Annotated in this window: 15 protein-coding genes and 1 tRNA gene; 7 read left to right on the top strand and 9 right to left on the bottom strand. The window is 52.5% G+C overall.

Annotated elements, in window-relative coordinates:
- The 3 genes from V7028_RS09515 to yaaA form a co-directional block, all read right to left on the bottom strand.
- A partial coding sequence (locus tag V7028_RS09515) for a protein-L-isoaspartate O-methyltransferase family protein (RefSeq protein WP_442918723.1) occupies positions 1-294 on the bottom strand: 294 nt, incomplete at its 3' end.
- 7 nt (positions 295-301) lie between these two features.
- Positions 302-1,063 carry a 5'/3'-nucleotidase SurE gene (gene surE, locus V7028_RS09510; RefSeq protein WP_334119841.1) on the bottom strand — a complete coding sequence of 254 codons (762 nt, stop codon included), beginning with the start codon at positions 1,061-1,063 and terminating at the stop codon, positions 302-304.
- A gap of 2 nt (positions 1,064-1,065) precedes the next feature.
- Complete coding sequence (gene yaaA, locus V7028_RS09505; protein WP_334119846.1) at positions 1,066-1,836, bottom strand: peroxide stress protein YaaA; 771 nt, start codon at positions 1,834-1,836, stop codon at positions 1,066-1,068.
- 299 nt (positions 1,837-2,135) lie between these two features.
- Between yaaA and lexA the strand changes: the two genes are divergently transcribed.
- From lexA to V7028_RS09485, 4 genes are read left to right on the top strand one after another with little or no spacing between them, the layout of a single operon-like run.
- The gene (gene lexA / locus V7028_RS09500) at positions 2,136-2,786 is read left to right on the top strand and encodes a transcriptional repressor LexA (RefSeq protein WP_334119840.1); all 651 of its coding nucleotides are present in this window, start codon (positions 2,136-2,138) and stop codon (positions 2,784-2,786) included.
- A gap of 21 nt (positions 2,787-2,807) precedes the next feature.
- Positions 2,808-3,560, top strand: coding sequence for a translesion DNA synthesis-associated protein ImuA (imuA, locus tag V7028_RS09495; protein ID WP_334119839.1), 753 nt, complete (start codon positions 2,808-2,810; stop codon positions 3,558-3,560).
- Positions 3,484-4,857: a hypothetical protein gene (locus tag V7028_RS09490; protein ID WP_334119838.1), complete on the top strand. Its 1,374-nt coding sequence runs from the start codon at positions 3,484-3,486 to the stop codon at positions 4,855-4,857. The genes imuA and V7028_RS09490 overlap by 77 nt, the downstream gene beginning before the upstream one ends.
- Entirely contained in the window at positions 4,854-7,982 is a 3,129-nt protein-coding gene (locus V7028_RS09485; protein ID WP_334119837.1) for an error-prone DNA polymerase, read from the top strand. Before V7028_RS09490 ends, V7028_RS09485 begins: the two co-directional genes overlap by 4 nt.
- 11 nt (positions 7,983-7,993) lie before the next feature.
- Here V7028_RS09485 and V7028_RS09480 read toward each other — a convergent pair whose 3' ends face one another.
- Entirely contained in the window at positions 7,994-9,955 is a 1,962-nt protein-coding gene (locus V7028_RS09480) for a DNA topoisomerase IV subunit B (protein WP_334119836.1), read from the bottom strand.
- A 287-nt stretch (positions 9,956-10,242) separates the two neighbouring features.
- On the opposite strand from V7028_RS09480, the gene V7028_RS09475 reads away from it, so the two are divergent.
- Both V7028_RS09475 and V7028_RS09470 read left to right on the top strand, forming a co-directional pair.
- A complete protein-coding gene (locus V7028_RS09475) occupies positions 10,243-10,818 on the top strand; it encodes an RNA polymerase sigma factor (RefSeq protein WP_334119835.1) in 576 nt (191 codons plus the stop codon).
- Entirely contained in the window at positions 10,818-11,252 is a 435-nt protein-coding gene (locus tag V7028_RS09470; RefSeq protein ID WP_334119834.1) for a hypothetical protein, read from the top strand. Before V7028_RS09475 ends, V7028_RS09470 begins: the two co-directional genes overlap by 1 nt.
- A 23-nt stretch (positions 11,253-11,275) precedes the next feature.
- Here V7028_RS09470 and V7028_RS09465 read toward each other — a convergent pair whose 3' ends face one another.
- The 4 genes from V7028_RS09465 to V7028_RS09450 form a co-directional block, all read right to left on the bottom strand.
- Positions 11,276-11,614 (bottom strand): hypothetical protein, encoded by a 339-nt coding sequence (locus V7028_RS09465; RefSeq protein WP_334119833.1) that lies wholly within the window; start codon positions 11,612-11,614, stop codon positions 11,276-11,278.
- Positions 11,615-11,641: 27 nt separating this feature from the next.
- Positions 11,642-11,848: a hypothetical protein gene (locus tag V7028_RS09460; RefSeq protein WP_334119832.1), complete on the bottom strand. Its 207-nt coding sequence runs from the start codon at positions 11,846-11,848 to the stop codon at positions 11,642-11,644.
- 20 nt (positions 11,849-11,868) lie between these two features.
- Complete coding sequence (locus V7028_RS09455) at positions 11,869-13,203, bottom strand: sigma 54-interacting transcriptional regulator (protein WP_334119831.1); 1,335 nt, start codon at positions 13,201-13,203, stop codon at positions 11,869-11,871.
- A gap of 103 nt (positions 13,204-13,306) precedes the next feature.
- A complete protein-coding gene (locus V7028_RS09450) occupies positions 13,307-13,912 on the bottom strand; it encodes an RNA polymerase sigma factor (RefSeq protein WP_334119830.1) in 606 nt (201 codons plus the stop codon).
- 221 nt (positions 13,913-14,133) lie between these two features.
- Between V7028_RS09450 and V7028_RS09445 the strand changes: the two genes are divergently transcribed.
- A tRNA-Arg gene (locus V7028_RS09445) sits at positions 14,134-14,208 on the top strand.
- Between the two features lie 55 nt (positions 14,209-14,263).
- On the opposite strand, the gene V7028_RS09440 is transcribed toward V7028_RS09445, so the two are convergent.
- Positions 14,264-16,912, bottom strand: a complete 2,649-nt coding sequence (locus V7028_RS09440) for a TRAP transporter large permease subunit (RefSeq protein ID WP_334119829.1) — start codon at positions 16,910-16,912, stop codon at positions 14,264-14,266.
- Between the last annotated feature and the right edge of the window lies 1 nt (position 16,913).

The raw sequence follows: 16,913 nt of genomic DNA, 5'->3' as shown, positions 1-16,913 counted from the left end.
CGCCACGGTGAACGGGCGTGAAATGGTTTGCTGGTGGCCAATGGGCAAGGCTGCATCTTCGTAAGCGCGGGAAGCAAAGCCTTCGTCCACAAACAGATGGCGTGGCACTGTGCCGATCACGTCAAGCACCTGCTGATTCACAATGCCCAAAGTTTTGAGCTTTTGAACCAGATGATCGCGTGCGCGATCAGAGGTCAGGCTTGACCCGCCGAGGCGTTCCGGAATCCGGTCCAGCTTGCGTGCTGACTGGGTAATCAGCGCGGGGGCCGGCTTGAAACGGGGCTTTTGATCCATGTTGTTGTTATAACCAGTCAGCCAGGGTTTTCATTTGTTCAATGTGCGTCAAATCAGCCTTCAATGGGCTGATTGAAATTTTACCCTGCTTGACGGCAAAAAAGTCGGTGCCGGGGCCCGCATCTTTTGCCCCGCCCGGGGGGCCTATCCAGTAAACGGTTTCATCTTTGGGGTTTTGGATCGGAATAACGGGTTCCGCATGATGGCGTTTGCCCAAGCGCGTGCATTCATATCCTTGCATGTCATCGTAGGCAATTGGTGGAATATTCACGTTCAACAAACAGTGTTCCAAACCCAGCTTGTTGTTCAGAAAACGATCCACGATTTCAGCCGCCACGCGGGCCGCGCTGTCCAGGTGCGCATAACCTTTGCCAGCCAGCGAAAAAGCGATTGCAGGCAAGCCACACTGAAAGCCTTCCATGGCCGCAGCCACTGTGCCGGAATAAATGGTGTCATCGCCCATATTGGCACCGTTGTTAATGCCCGAAACAATCAGGTCAGGCCGTTGTTCCAGCAAACCTGTAACCGCCACGTGCACACAATCGGTCGGGGTGCCATTCACATAGCGAAATCCGTTGGCTGCAGTGCGCACGGTAAGCGGCCGATCAAGGGTAAGCGCATTCGACACACCCGATCGGTCCTGCTCCGGCGCCATCACGTCCAGATGAACCGTGTTGCCGAAGCGTTCAAGCAAAGCGCCGTGCAGGGCCAAAATACCGGGGGCACTGTAGCCGTCATCGTTACTAATCAAAATTCGTGTAATAGCCAAGATCAGTCTTCCTTGCGGCGAAACACCCAGGTATTTTCAGAAGATTCCCTGGCAGAGAATGCATAGCCTGCCACCTTGAATTTTTTCAGTTGCTCTACATCGGTGACGCGTTGATCAACAATGTAACGGGCCATCAGGCCACGCGCTTTTTTCGCAAAGAAACTAATGATTTTGTACTGCCCGTTTTTGAAGTCTTGAAACACGGGTTGAACCACGCGCGCATTCAACGCTTTGGTGTCAACTGACTTGAAATATTCATCCGAGGCCAGGTTCACCAACACCGGGTCTTTCTTGCCCAGTTCCTTGTTCAAGGCGGGCGCCACGGTTTGCTTCCAGTAGGCGTACAAATCTTTGCCAGCCGGATTGGGCAGCTTCGTGCCCATTTCAAGACGGTATGGCTGCATTAAATCGAGCGGGCGCAAAATGCCGTACAGGCCCGACAAAATGCGCACATGCTTTTGCGCAAAAGCCAAACCATCTTCATCCAGGGTTTTGGCGTCAAAACCGTCGTACACATCGCCATTGAAAGCCAGCAATGCGGGGCGCGAATTTTTCTTGGTGAACTTGTGCGACCACTCGGTGTAACGGGTTGCGTTCAATACACCCAGTTTGTCGGAAACCGACATGAGTTCAGAAATATCAGCCGGGTTCATGGGGCGAAGAATGTCCACCAACTGCGCAGCCTGCTCAACAAATTGTGGTTGGGTGCTGGTTTGAACGGACAAGGGTGTTTCGTAATCGAGCGATTTTGCTGGGGAAAGAACGACAAGCATGGACATGAATCACCTGGTTGTTACTACGGGTTTATTATCGCAGGATCTGGCAGGTGAATCAGGGACAGGGTGGTATGAACCCGGGAAAAATACCCATTGCAAGGTACGAGAGCAGTTGGCTTTGTGAGGTTGGCCGCGGATGCGACCTTTGTCGCCCCGCTTGTGGCCGTGTCTCCCAGACTGTCTCTCCCGAAGATGTATGTATTACTCGGCTAGCCCCCAATCGGATTCAGACAAATAAGTTTGCAAGTTTTTATTTACTGTATATAATCACAGCATATCAATTCGAGATTGGTGCCATGAAAGGTTTAACTGCTCGTCAACAAGAAATTCTTGATCTAATTCGCGACCAAATTGCCCAATTTGGCAGGCCACCCACCCGTGCTGAAATTGCACGGCAATTGGGCTTTCGCTCGGCCAATGCCGCTGAAGATCACCTGCAGGCCCTGGCCAAGAAAAACGTGATTGCACTAGATGCAAGCACGTCACGCGGCATTCGCCTGCTGGGTGAATATGCCGAAGGCTTAGAGGAAACAGCCAGCAAGGTCGTGGAGCAATTTATGCAACTGCCGCTGATTGGGCGCGTGGCTGCCGGCAGCCCCATTCTTGCGCAAGAGCATGTGGAAAAACAAATTCCCGTTGATCCATCGTTGTTTCCTGACAAACCCGATTACCTGCTGAAGGTGCGCGGCATGTCCATGAAAGACATCGGCATCATGGACGGCGACTTACTGGCCGTAAAAAAAGTCAGCACCGCACGCGCAGGCCAGGTGGTGGTTGCACGTGTGAACGACGACGTTACCGTGAAGCGTTTTTTCCAAAAAGGCCATGTGGTTGAACTGCAAGCCGAGAACAGCGATTTCGCCCCCATCCAAGTAGACCTTCGCACAGAAACGTTTGCCATTGAAGGCTTGGCTGTTGGTTTGATTCGCCAGGGCCAGTTGCACTAAAAAGCAATGTCGGGGGTTGTTGTGTCGTTGTTCGATCTTGCCAACATTCACCCTGGCGTGTGGCGGGCCCACCAGCTTGGCAGCGACAACAGCGCCAGAATACCCAGCGGCTTTTCATCCCTTGACCAACAATTGCCAGGGGGTGGCTGGCCCACCCGCAACCTGATTGAACTGCTGTTAAAGCACCACGGCATCGGTGAACTTCGTTTTCTCATGCCGGTGTTGCGCAGGCTTTCACTGGAGCAAAAAAAACTGGTGCTGATCGGTGCGCCACTGCTTCCACTCACCCCAGTGTTTGAACAGTTTGGCGTGGCTTTGGATCAAGTCCATTTGATTCAAACCGACAAACCCCAAGACCGGCTTTGGGCAATTGAACAGGTTCTGCAAAGCGATTCCTTCGGTGCCCTTTTTATGTGGCTGCCTGAAGAAAAAACCCTGTGCAGCCACACCGTGTTGCGCCGCTTGCAGTACCAGGCCACGCGATCGCAGGGCTTAAGTTTTGTGTTTCGCCCCATTCGGGCACAAATGCAGCCCTCCCCGGCCTCGCTGCGCCTGTGCCTTACGGCACAAAGCCCCAACAGCTTGCGTGTGCACTTGATCAAACGCAGGGGCCCTGTGCTTGAACAGCCTTTGCTGATTGATTTACCCAAAGCGCAAAGTGCTTTACCCAACACCCCGCAGCCACAGGAGCTTGTTCGTGCGTTGGATCGCCCTGAGTTACAACCAAACTTTCAAACAACCCCGCAACCCGCAGGAAACCTCACCACAGTTTGATGCCAATTCGCTGTTTGAATTGGCAGCACATTACAGCCCCGTGGTGTGTTGGCGGCAAGACAAACACCACGAACGCGCTGGCTGGCTGGTTGAGGTACACAGCAGCTTCAGGTTGTTTGGTGGTGCACGGGCTTTGCTTTCACAGCTGTGGCAAGGCGCTGCAGAATTTTCTGTTGAATTGGAACTGGCCCACCACCACACCGCCACCGGCGCGTGGTGGCTCAGCAAATGCGCACCTGCACACACTGAAGGTGATTTTTTAGCCATGCTGAGTTTTAATGAAAACAGCTTGCTGGCCTTGCCAGTTTTGGTACTTGATTGCGATTCAAAATTGCAATCCACTTGGCATCAGTGTGGCTTTAACCGCCTTGGCGATTTGTGGCGCTTGCCACGCGACGGGTTTTTAAAACGCTTTGGCGCACAGGCATTGGCTGAACTTGATTCAGGCTTTGGCGTGCAAAACAAATTGGCACCGGCCGCAACAGCACATCAACCAGCCGACACATTTGAGCAGGAAAAGGAATTGCCGTTTCACAGCGACCGGCTTGATCTGATTGAACACCAGACACAAACTTTGCTTGAAGCAGTGTGCAACTGGCTTCAGCAACAAAAACGGGGCACGCGTGAATTGCACTGGGCATTCATTCACACGCACGGCGAAAAAGCGCTGCGCCTTCGAAGTGCACAAGCCACTGATTGCCTTCAAACATGGCAACGCCTGCTACACCACCAACTGGTGCGCATGCAATTTCACGACGACATTCGAAGCATTCGAGTGCACTGCGCGCACAGTGAATTGCTGCCCAATGTGAACAACAGTTTTTTGCCCGACCCTGCAGAAGGCACACGCAATTGGGACAACACCTGTGACGTGCTGCGCGCACGCCTGGGTGAACAAACCGTGTTGTTTGCAGCAACAGAAAGTGACCCCAGGCCAGAATGCAGCATTGTGTTGCAGCACACACCCCGGCTTAGAAATACAAATATTGCTTTCAAGAAAGTAGAAAAAAAACACACCCCTGAACTGAACAACACCACCCTGCCCTGCAGCGCACCAAGGCCTTTGTGGCTTTTACCGCAGCCCAAACCCCTGCAAGGCAAAACCCCGAGCTGGCAGACCGGCGGCCCATGGCAATTGCTCAGCGGCCCGGAACGTGTTGAGTTTGGCTGGTGGGATGCCCAACCCTGCAAACGAGATTACTACTGCGCACTCGACAGCAATTCCAGTTTGGTGTGGCTGTACCAAGACCTGCTTGAAGACGATTCACGCTGGTTTTTACACGGCTACTTTGCATGACTCAAAACCCAAGGCACTTTGCTGAAGCACTGGCTTTGAGCAACTTCAGTTTTTTGAAAGGTGCATCGCACCCGGAAGAACTGGTGCAGCAAGCCAAACTACTGGGTTACAGCGCCATTGGCATTGCTGATGAATGTTCGCTCGCGGGCATTGTTCGCGCGCACCAAGCCGCCAAGGAGTGCGGCATTCAACTGCTGGTGGGCGCACAGTTTGTGTTTGCACACAGCAGCGCGTTTGCTGGCCAGCGCATTGCCTTGATTGTAAAAAACAAAACCGGCTACACCCACTTGTGCCGTCTGATTACACAGGCCCGAAGCCGCGCATTCAAAGGCGATTACCTTTTTACACGCGACGACCTTGCTGACATTCCACCCGGATTGCAGTTGCTGCTGGTGCCCGATGAGCGCAACAAGGAAAATTTTCCTGCCCTGTTAAGATGGTGTGCCAAGCGTTTCACTGGCCGAATGCACCTGATGTGCAATTTGCAGCACCGTGGTTTTGACAAGGCATGGCTACTTCATTTGCAGACCTTGGCCCATTTGCACCATGTTGAATTAATGGCCAGCAACCTGCCCGTGATGCACTCAGGCGAACGGAAAAACCTGCACGACGTACTCACCGCCATTCGACTGAACTGCAGCCTGAACGAGGCCAAACCATTTCTGGAAACAAATGCGCAACGTTGCCTGCAACCCTTGCAAGTGCTTGCCCAAATTTATCCGCACACCTTGCTTGAGCAAACCACAACACTGGCGGCACAGTGTGTATTTTCGCTCGATGAGCTGCGCTACCAGTACCCCCGTGAAATCAGCCCCGAAGGTCTGGAACCCACACAATACTTGCGTCAGCTTGTAGAACAAGGCGCAGCCCAACGCTACAACGGCACAGTGCCGGCCAAAATTCGAAACCAGATTGAACATGAATTGCAGCTGATTGAAGAGTTGAAATTTGAGGCTTACTTTTTAACCGTTCACGACATTGTCCGTTTTTCACGCTCGCGCAATATTCTTTGCCAGGGGCGTGGTTCCGCCGCCAATTCAGTGGTGTGCTATTGCCTGCAGATTACCGAAGTGAACCCCGACAAAATGGAGGTGCTGTTTGAGCGTTTCATCAGCCGTGAACGCAATGAACCTCCAGACATCGACGTGGATTTTGAACACACACGCCGCGAAGAAGTGATTCAATACATTTATCAAAAGTACGGTCGTGACCGGGCTGCGTTGGCCGCCAGCGTGGTGGTGTACAGGCCTCGCTCGGCACTGCGGGATGTGGGCAAAGCCTTGGGGCTGGGCACCGACCTGATTGAACAATTGGTCAAGTCACAAAATGGCGGCTACAGCCGCAGCATGAGCGTAGACCACATGGTGCAAGCGGACATTGATGTGCGCCAAAGCGGCGTTCAGCATTGCGTACACCTGGCGGATGAGTTGCTGGGTTTTCCGCGACACTTGTCGCAACACACTGGGGGCTTTGTAATTGCGCGCGACAGCCTGACTGAACTGGTGCCTGTTGAAAACGCATCCATGCCAGACCGCAGCGTGATTCAGTGGGACAAAGACGACCTGGACGCCATGGGCCTGATGAAAGTCGATGTACTGGCGCTTGGCATGCTCAGCGCCATCCGAATGACACTGGACGAATTGCACAAAAAACCAGATGCACCACGAACACTGCAAGCCATACCGACTGAAGACAGCGCGGCTTACGAGATGATGTGCAAAGCCGACACCGTGGGTGTGTTTCAAATTGAAAGCCGCGCACAAATGGGCATGTTGCCCCGCCTTAAGCCCCGCGAGTATTACGACCTGGTCATTCAGGTTGCCATTGTGCGGCCGGGCCCCATTCAAGGCGGCATGGTGCACCCGTTTTTAAAACGCAGGCAAGGCTTGGAGGCAGTGGACTACCCTTCCGAGGCATTGAAACAGGCACTGGGCCGCACCAAGGGCATTCCAATTTTTCAGGAACAGGTGATGCAGGTGGCCATTCTGGCTGCGGGCTTTACACCGGGTGAGGCCGATGCCCTGCGCCGTGGCATGGCCGCCTGGAAGCGCAAAGGTGGTCTTCACCATTTTTACGAGCGCGTGGTGGGTGGCATGGTAGAACGCGGCTACACCCGCGAGTTTGCCGAAAGTATTTTCAAACAAATGGAAGGCTTTGGTGAATATGGTTTTCCGGAAAGCCATGCGGCCAGTTTTGCCATGCTGGTGTATGCGTCGGCCTGGCTGAAATGCCACCACTCCGATGCATTTTTGTGTGGGCTGCTGAATGCACAGCCCATGGGTTTTTATGCGCCTTCACAACTGATTCAAGACGCACAGCGGCATGGCGTGAAAGTGCTGCCTGTAGATGTGCAGTGTAGTGCGCTTGAAACCCGAATGGAAAATTTACCCACCTACCCGGTACGCCTGGGTTTAAACCGGGTCAATGGTCTGAAACACGAAGCGGCCTTGCGCATTGTTCAAGCCCGCGAACAAAGCCTGTTTGACAACGTGGAAGATTTGACCAAACGTGCGCAGCTTGAACGCGGCGACCTTCTCGCACTGGCTGATGCCAATGCGCTGAAGCAACTGGCCGGGCACCGCCGCCAAGCCGTGTGGCAAACAGCAGGCACTGAAACAGGTCGACTTTACCAGCATGGTTTACTGGCCGATACGCGCAGCAATGAAACGCCCCTTGAGTTGCCCAAGGCCAGCGAACTGCAAGACATGCTGGCCGATTACCGCGCCACAGGCGCAAGCCTTGAACACCACCCCATTTCATTTTTGCGCAAGCAACTGGCACCTTACAAAATAAGGCAGGTTGAAGAATTGCGCACCTACCCCAACGGCAGGCTTGCGCGTGCCTGCGGTATTGTGACCCACCGGCAACGCCCTGCCACTGCGCATGGCACCGTGTTTTTAAACCTTGAAGATGAAACAGGGAATGTGAATGTGATTGTGTGGAACAACCTGGCCGAAGAACAGCGACAAGTGCTGCGCAATGCGCAAATTATGGGGGTGTTTGGTATTTGGCAACGCGAAGGCGAAGTGTGCAATTTGGTGGCACGCCGGCTGGTGGACTACACCCACCTGCTTGCGCAATTGCAAACGCATTCGCGTGATTTCCATTCGCGTGATTTCAAGTAGACCTGAAAAAATCAGATATCCACTTCCACCAAATTGCCTTTGTCTTCCAACCAGGTGCGGCGCGCGCCGCTTTCTGTGCGGCCCATCAGCATGTGCATCATTGCATTGGTTTGGTCTACGTCCATGCTGCCCAAAGTCACTGGCAGCAAACGTCGTGTGTCCGGGTTCAAGGTGGTTTCCCACAACTGCTCGGCATTCATTTCACCCAAACCCTTGAAGCGGGAAATCTTGATGCTCGCTTCCTTCACTCCTTCCTTGCCCAGCTTGTCTTGAACCGCATACAGCTCGGCTTCGTCCAGGCAATACAGTTTGCGCGCAGGCTTTTTGCCCTGCGCAGGTACATCCACACGGAATAATGGAGGGCGGGCCACATACAAATTCTGGCTGCGAATCAGTGCGGGGAAATGTTTGTAAAACAGGGTAAGCAACAACACTTGAATATGCGAACCATCCACATCCGCATCAGAAAGAATACAGATTTTGCCGTAACGCAAACCGCTTAAATCGGGGTTGTCGTTCACGCCATGTGGATCCACGCCAATGGCCACTGCAATATCGTGAATTTCCTGGTTGGCAAACAGGCGGTCTTTGTCAGTTTCCCAAGCATTGAGCACCTTGCCACGCAAAGGCAATACGGCCTGAAACTCTTTTTCACGGCCCATCTTGGCCGACCCTCCCGCAGAATCGCCCTCTACCAGAAACACCTCGTTCAGCGTGATGTCAGTGCTTTCACAGTCGGTCAACTTGCCGGGCAAAATAGCCACTGATGAGCTTTTACGTTTCTCGACTTTTTGCGCTGCACGCGAACGGGCTTGCGCCTGTTTAATGGCCAACTCGGCAATTTTCTTGCCGTCTTCCACGTGCTGGTTCAGCCACAACTCGAACGCAGGTTTCACCAGTGATGACACCAAGCGCACAGCATCCCGGCTGTTCAGGCGTTCCTTGATTTGCCCCTGAAACTGCGGGTCGAGCACCTTGGCCGACAACACGAAATTGGCTTTGGAAAATATGTCGTCGGGCATCAGCTTGATGCCTTTGGGCATTAGCGAATGCATTTCACAGAATGCCTTGATGGCCTGAAACACCGCTTCGCGCAAACCCGATTCATGTGTACCCCCGGCGGAAGTTGGAATCAGGTTCACATAGCTTTCTCGCACAGCTGCGCCTTCAGCCACAAAAGCCAAAGCCCAGGCTGCGCCCTCGCCTTCAGCAAAACCTTCATCTCGCAGCACATCCACGCTAAGGTCGCCACTGAACATGGGGGCCACCAGTTCGCGGTCCAGCAACTCTTCTTTTAAAAAACCACGCAGCCCATCGTCGAATTTCCAGCGTTTGGCTTCACCGGTTTTTTCGGTCACCAACACCACCTCAACGCCCTTGAGCAAGACAGCCTTGCTGCGCAACAGACGATCCATTTCGTTCAAGGGCAATACAGCGGAATCAAAATATTGAGGGTCAGGCCACACGCGCACGCTGGTGCCCTTTTTGGGGTCGCTGCTGGTTTGGGGGCGCACTCTCAAGGGCTCGATGACATCGCCACCGCTGAACACCAGCGTGCCCACTTGTTTGTCGCGCACAGCACTCACTTCAAGCCGGGTCGACAAAGCATTGGTGACAGAAACACCCACGCCGTGCAAGCCACCCGAGAAACGGTACGCACCGCCATCGGCCTTGTTGAACTTACCCCCGGCATGCAAGCGGGTGAACACCAATTCAATAACAGGCACCTTTTCCTCAGGGTGAAGGCCAATCGGGATACCCCGCCCTTCGTCCTGCACCGACACACTGCCATCGATGTGAACTGTCACCGTTATTCGGGAACCAAACCCGCCCAGCGCCTCGTCTGCTGCGTTGTCGATCACCTCTTGAATGATGTGCAAGGGGCAATCGGTGCGGGTGTACATGCCGGGGCGCTGCTTGACTGGCTCTAGTCCTTTAAGGACTCGGATGGACGATTCTTGGTACTGGCTCATGACAACCTGATAGTTCAATGACCGCTTGATGATACCAATAATTTGGATTCATTTCGGGCGGTACTGGAACCATCTGCGGCTGCGCCAGCACTCAAGGTCAGGAAAAAGATTTGGTTACTTGGCCTCTAGCACATTTTCAATCGAAACAAAAGGAACAGCTCACTTGCCCCCTCTGTCAGGTGACACCTAATTCAGAGTTTTTGCGAGCTTGATACCCTGTGCTGTTATTTAGAAATTCGCCGAGACCGACCATGAGTCCATTACAGTTTCAAGCAGAAAGGCTCGACATGAAACCGATTGCACCCAAACTGAAGATCACTGCGATACACAGGTGCTCCAGGGCAAAGCTTGACACCACACGTTCTGAATTCGAGCTACTGGTTGCGAAGCAGGAAAAACGTCTGCGCAATTTCATCGTCAAGCACTTTCGGGACGAAAATGCGGTAGAAGATATTTTTCAGCAAACCTTGATCGAAGCCTACTGCTGCTGGGACAGCTTTCGGGGCGATGCGAAAAGAGCCACCTGGCTGTTCGGCATTGCGCTGAACATCATTCGCAACACCGCCCGACGCTCGCCACAATACAAATTTCATTTCACTTCTGATGAAGACCTGGAGCTTGAACAGGCAGAGGGTTCGGACCCCATGCAACATTGCATGAAAAATGAATTCAGCATCAAACTGGAATCTGCTATTGGCAACTTGCCCAACGATCTGCGTGAAACCCTTATTCTGGTTGTGCAGCATGGCAATTCCTATCAAGAAGCTGCTGACATTCTGGGCATTCCAATCGGCACCGTGCGATCCAGAATTTCGAGATCGCGCGCACAACTGAAATCAATCTACGATTTGTACATGGACTAATGGCAGATTTGTTAACCACCCGTTATGGCGCATTAAACAAAATCCTTGAATCACTGGGGATGAGTACCCACGATACCGAGCAATGCGCTGAAACCGACGGGTATCGAATTGATTTCGAGAAAAATTTCACCATTGAGCTGCAACACCTTTCTGGTTCAGCCTGCCGGGTTAGCGCTCGAATATTCCGCTTGGGAAAATCGCTTCAAGTACAAGATGACCAACTAAGAAAAGCAATGGCAATTTTCACCGAGTTGCTGAGCGACTTGCCAGCCGGGATGGCAATGGCCATCTCAGACTATGACAACTGCCTGAGAATATGTTTCGAAATCACCACCGAAAATACAGACATGATCATGACGCAATTCAACGCATTCACCCATATGGCATTTGCCTATAAACAGACCTACTTCAAACACAAAGACGAACGCAGTTAATTGCACATCAAGCTGACTAAAAATTACTTGCGCGAATGAATTGCACTTTCACGATCCACCAAAACCGCCGACAACCACGCCTCAAACCTTTCTTTGGCATCAAACAAGTTGTTTGCATTGAAAATCAAGGTCACCATCAAACCAAGGTCGTTGTGCAAGGAGATACATGTCTTTTCCAATGACGAAGCCCTCCAGCGTTGTGCCAACCAATCCCGCAGGCAATTGCTTTCATAACTGTTCAGCTTGATTTCAGCTTGAAAGTCGACTGGGGAAATCGCAGACTGCATCAAGTCGCCCTGCCCCAAACCTTCGACGCAACGACTATCGACAACAATCCAATCCCGAGATGACGTGAATGACATGTAGCGCCTTGAGATAAAAAGGAAGAATCAGTTAACTGGGGTGATGTCGCTGTATACCTGTGAATCCAAAGTTCTTTTTGCTGGCCCGGCAAATTGTTGAACCCCCAAAGGCGTCAATGGTCGTTTGACCAACTCGCCCATGATCGACTTAAAGGTACTACGAACAGATGAGTTGGCCTCACCCGCACGACCCGGTGCAAAACTTGTTGCTTGAACAGAATTTGAATTAATCATGGAAATAAAGCGCCTGTTAGTTAACTTTGAGTGGCACCATTTTCTGAATAGTTCACAATTTTCTCGAGCAAATCAAAACGCTTCATCCTGTAGTACATGGAATGCAAAGGAATGCCCAGGCTTTCACTGGCCAAACGGGCGCAACCGCCATGTGTCTGGAGTGCCTGCACAAGCACTGCCCGCTCAAAAGCCAGAAGCCGCTGTTTCAAGCCCGTTACACCAAGAGGTACATCGTCCATGTCACCGCAAGGTGACCCAAGCCCGATCACGTGCCGCTGGGCAAAAGCATGTAATTCACGTACGTTTCCAGGCCAGGGTTTGCTTAAAAGCTCATCGCATTCCTCAACACTTAGAGCGGGCACGTCCAGCCGGAATTGAAGTGCAACTTCCTCCAGAAAATGGCGATACAAGGGGATGATGTCCTCCAGACGCTCTGCCAGACAAGGAATTCGAACCTGCGACACGCTTAACCTGAAATGCAGATCTTCGCGAAATTTATGTTGTCGAACCAGATCAGGCAAACTGGCTTTGGTTGATGCAATAACCCGAAAACTGGACTTATAAAAAGAATTGCCGCCCAGGCGAGTTGCCCCCCTGTATTGCAGTGCATTCAATAACTTGGCTTGACATGACAGCGGCAAGCTGTCCATTTCGTCCAGATAAAGGGTCCCGTTATTGGCCAACTCCAGCTTGCCAGGGCGGTCTTTCTGGGCGCCAGTGAAAGCACCTGCCATGACCCCAAACAACTCGGCTTCAAACAGTTGCTCGGGCAAGGCCGCGCAATTCACGTGGATAAAGTCGCCATTGACCCCGGACTGTGCGTGCAACCAGCGGGCGGCTGTGTCTTTGCCTGCGCCCGTGGGGCCGATCAGCACTGTATCAACTGGCAATTGCTTAAGTAATTGAAGTTGTGAAACAGCGTACTGCATGGGCTGGGAACGAATAAACTCCGCAGCATAAGGCCCAAGTTGATCATTCGCGGGCACTTTGACGCCGAATTGGAGTGGTTTGGTTTTGGTCAGTTTTTCAAGAATGTGGACGGCAGCCAAGGGATCGGCAGGCCGGACAATGGAGGCAAAAATAGGGATGTCGTGATACACGTAATCCTGCCAGGGTTTGTCGATAAATCGAATGATCTGGGAATCGGGCTTGCGCCCCAACTGCTTGAATCGCTGAATCAATCCACCCAACTGCTCCAGACCGTGATCAACCAGCACCCAGTGGGCAGGCAAATTTCGTTTGGCCAACAATTCATCAAGCGACAGTTCATGCACGCTGGCCTGCATCAACATTGCTGCTGCACGCAATCGGCTTTTCAGTTCTTGAGATTCAATGCACAGGGTCAGTTCGGTCATTCAGGGCTCGGCGCACAAGGTTGAAAGTCAACAATCATTGTGCAGTCTGAGGCCCTGAACCGTATCACCCCTTGGAGCTAGTCATACGGCAGGTACCCTCTCCTCAATGCGTACTTTCTGACTGCCCCATTACCTCAAGGCGAAGCATGTCTCGGGCACGGGACAGCCGTGACCGAACGGTGCCAATCGGCAAGTCCAGCTCAAGGGCAGCATCTTGATATGTAAACCCGTCCAGCAACACCAGCTGAACAACATTTTGCATTTTGGCAGGCAGGTGATCAATCGCCTGCTTCAAGGATTCCATGCGCTCTTGCCGCATAAGGGACTCCTCGGGTTCGCAAAAAGAATCTGCCGGGATCATGCTGACCTGCTCCTCGAAATCATCTCCTTGAAAACGATAGCTGGTGTCGCGATAGCGAAAGTTTCTCACCAGATTCAAGGCTATGCCAAACAACCAGGTTTCGGGTTTGGATTCACCACGAAAACGCGCCCAGTTTCTGAATGCAGCCATGTGGGTTTGCTGAATCAGGTCATCCACATAATCTTCACGGCGCAGGTGTTTGCGTACAAAATGGGTCAGCCTGGATTGTTGGGTTTTTAGCAAGGTCTCCAGCGTTTGCAGCTGGGCTTGGGTCAATGGTGCAACGGCTTCGTCGTTGAATTGAACACTGATTTCAATTTGCTGCTTGCTTACGTTCTGCTGTTCCATGTCCTGCCTCTTTTTGCTTGTGTGTAATACCAAGCGTTGTGCAGTGTGCATGCCAGCGTCGCAAAAATATTAAGATATTGATTTAAATAACTATTTATTGATTAGCTCCACCCATTAATTCGATTTTTTACAAAACCGTTGGTAACAATGGCTTAAAAAATCAAAACCCACACCCCAGCAGGGTGCAAGGAAACTTGAGTTGCGGTGTAAAATGCGGGCAACCCGCCGTAGTTCAATGGATAGAACGAGCGCCTCCTAAGCGCTAGATATGGGTTCGATTCCCGTCGGGGGGACCAGTGATAAAAAAAGCCCCTTGCTTTGCAAGGGGCTTTTTGTTGAAATGCAGGCCGCTTAACCAGCTTGCTCGGTCACTATTTTCCAGCGATCATCCTCTTTCTTCAAACGCAAGGTTTTGCGCACATTGTCTGAATACTTGTCGGCTCTGTAGGCTTGGTCGAACTCAGCCGTTGCTTCTTCGCCATTCATCTGTACGTTCAAGTTGCTGATGTCCACTTCAATATTGGACTTGCTGGCAATCCGTTCGCGGCGCTGGCGTTCCCACTGGGAGCGGTCAAGCGAACCCGGCAACTCGAAATCAACGGAATAAAAGCTGAGATAACCTTCCACATCGCGTGCGCTCCAGGCCGCAGCCCAGTTGCTGACGGCCTCTGTCACTTCAGCTTGCACCAGGATGGCGGGCATTGCTGGTGCAGCTTCGACAACGGGTGGTGCCTCTTCAGCAGCAGCGGGGTCAGGCTGGGGCGGCGCTTCAATGGCTGGCTCCGCTACCGCTGGTGTGGGGTCTACCGTCAGCGTAGGCACCTGGTCCAGCACAGAGGGGCGCAATTGATCCAGGCCCAGGAAGTGACTGGCTGGCCTCAAGTTGTCGGCGTTGTTGATCAAGGCCTGGCCACCATAAGTTACGATGAGCAAACCGATAAACAAGGTGTACACCGGCAACAACCAACGCTCGTACCGGTAGTAGAACGGTTTGTGCCGGGTTTCCTCTGCGGCTTTGTCCATTTCCGCTTCGCCCACCACTTGCCTTGCGAGCAATTGGTTCAAGGCCACCGGCGGCGACAGGTAACCCAATTCGAAGGCGGTGATGACGATCATCCAGAAGTGAACAGGGTGAATGCCATTGCTGTACGCGATGGGGGCCACCGTGGCGGAAACCAGAATAACCGCACCGAACGGGTCCATGACCATGCCGATAAACACCATCATGAACATGAAGATGGTCAAGGCCATCCAGATGCTGCCCATTTCAGCAGGTACCACGCTCATCAAGCCTGAACGTTCGATCATGCCACCCACGCTAATGGACAATGCCATCAACATGATCAGCGCACCAATGTGGCCAATGGTTTCATTGGTCGCACTGCGAACGGCCACTTCGAGGCCCTGCTTGTTGCTTTTCTTCTCGGCAAGGGTATCGCCACCCAATTTTGTGGGGCCGCCACGCAGCTTGTCGAAAATGATAACGAACAACATGATCACGGGCAGCATGACTGGCGCGGTGAATTCGTCAAGCTTGGTGTCCAACAGGTATTCGTAGCCATACACCACCAACATCACGATCAAGATGTAAGGCGAGACGGGCACCAAAGCACGCAGCGATTGCGGCAATGCTTCTTTGGCCCTGGCACGTTCAGTAACCCGCCCCTCTGCTTTCAGCAGCGCAATGATCATGAAAATGGTGGAGGTAAGAATGAACACGAACAGGCCCCAACCATACAGTTCGCTGGTGGTAACTTCTTTGTTCAATGCGGCAATAACAACGATAAGCAAACAAGGGCGAAGTACTACACCCAGCGAGCCGGACATGGCTGTCGCTGCAAGCGCGAAGTGGCGACGTGCACCCACGGCCAGTACCTCGCGGTATACGATGGCACCCGCTGCGATCACGAACACACCGGACGCACCTGTGTAAGCAGTGGGTACGGCTGCGGCCAACAGCACAATGTAGGTGAATACTTCAGGGGGCAGTTTCCAGGGGCGCAGAATGTCCATGAACAGGGACACCACGCGGGTTTGCTTGAGCAGCATACCCGCCCACAAATACAGGGCCAGGTTCAGGAAAATACTGGACAGCTCGGTAATTTGACCGAAATAAATTGCCAAGCCGGCAATGTAGTCATCCATGAAAAAGTTGATGCCCGCATTCAACGCCATGAAGGCGTAAAGCGGAATGCTCAGCAAGCCCATGCCGTAACTGCCGCCCTCTTCAGCCTGGGCTGGCATTTTCAGCACGTCTTTCAAGCTGATGAAAGACAATGCCGCAAACAAGGCAATCGCAATGATACTGATGATCGGGTTTTCAACCGCCACGCCTGAATCGTATTGAAGTTTCAGGTAGTAAGTGGCAGAAATGGTCATCAACAGGTTTGCACCCAGCATGGCCAGCGAATACACCTGAAAATCTTTCTTGGTGCGCGGTGGGCGCAAGCTGATGTGGTGAAACTGCTTGGTGGTTGAAATGGCTGCAATGGCAACCATGATCAACAGAATCAGCGGACGGTTCTCAGTACCAAACTTGAATATGCCAAAGAAGCCGGTTTCGATTTCGCGAAATACTTCAACTTCAGGGGTGATGGCTTTGCTGACCCGTTCATACACAGCAACGCGTTCGCGGCACTGATCGCGCGCGGCCTCCAGCGACATCCGTATTTCATTTGGATCAATGGCCACATCGCCAAACAACAGATCCAGATCGGATTGTGGTGCTGTTTCCGCATCGGCCACTTGCTTGCCCACCAGTGCATCAATGTCGGGGTTGGCATCACAGGTGGGGGCAGATGGATCCGCGCGCAGCAAAAAGTACTGCACCTGGTTTGCAGGGTCGCCAAACATGCGTTCGCCAAGGCGAAGCAATTGACCATGCACCATCTCACCTGTACCAATAATCAGGGTGAGCAGCAAAAGGGAAAAGATGGGTAGGCTGGAAAGCCACTCGGAGGATGTGCGACCAAACCACTTCTTGCCGGCGGAGCTCTGCATA

It is taken from the genome of Limnobacter sp. (assembly GCF_036846585.1).
Lineage (GTDB): Bacteria > Pseudomonadota > Gammaproteobacteria > Burkholderiales > Burkholderiaceae_B > Limnobacter.
This window is presented reverse-complemented; position numbering and strand designations above follow the sequence as displayed.

Bases quoted from the DNA above. Each gene is read 5' to 3' on its own strand.
- V7028_RS09480 (WP_334119836.1), bottom strand. From the start codon at position 9,955: ATGAGCCAGTACCAAGAATCGTCCATCCGAGTCCTTAAAGGACTAGAG.
- V7028_RS09455 (WP_334119831.1), bottom strand. From the start codon at position 13,203: ATGACCGAACTGACCCTGTGCATTGAATCTCAAGAACTGAAAAGCCGA.
- V7028_RS09475 (WP_334119835.1), top strand. From the start codon at position 10,243: ATGAAACCGATTGCACCCAAACTGAAGATCACTGCGATACACAGGTGC.
- V7028_RS09470 (WP_334119834.1), top strand. From the start codon at position 10,818: ATGGCAGATTTGTTAACCACCCGTTATGGCGCATTAAACAAAATCCTT.
- V7028_RS09440 (WP_334119829.1), bottom strand. From the start codon at position 16,912: ATGCAGAGCTCCGCCGGCAAGAAGTGGTTTGGTCGCACATCCTCCGAG.
- yaaA (WP_334119846.1), bottom strand. From the start codon at position 1,836: ATGCTTGTCGTTCTTTCCCCAGCAAAATCGCTCGATTACGAAACACCC.
- V7028_RS09465 (WP_334119833.1), bottom strand. From the start codon at position 11,614: ATGTCATTCACGTCATCTCGGGATTGGATTGTTGTCGATAGTCGTTGC.
- lexA (WP_334119840.1), top strand. From the start codon at position 2,136: ATGAAAGGTTTAACTGCTCGTCAACAAGAAATTCTTGATCTAATTCGC.
- V7028_RS09485 (WP_334119837.1), top strand. From the start codon at position 4,854: ATGACTCAAAACCCAAGGCACTTTGCTGAAGCACTGGCTTTGAGCAAC.
- V7028_RS09460 (WP_334119832.1), bottom strand. From the start codon at position 11,848: ATGATTAATTCAAATTCTGTTCAAGCAACAAGTTTTGCACCGGGTCGT.
- V7028_RS09450 (WP_334119830.1), bottom strand. From the start codon at position 13,912: ATGGAACAGCAGAACGTAAGCAAGCAGCAAATTGAAATCAGTGTTCAA.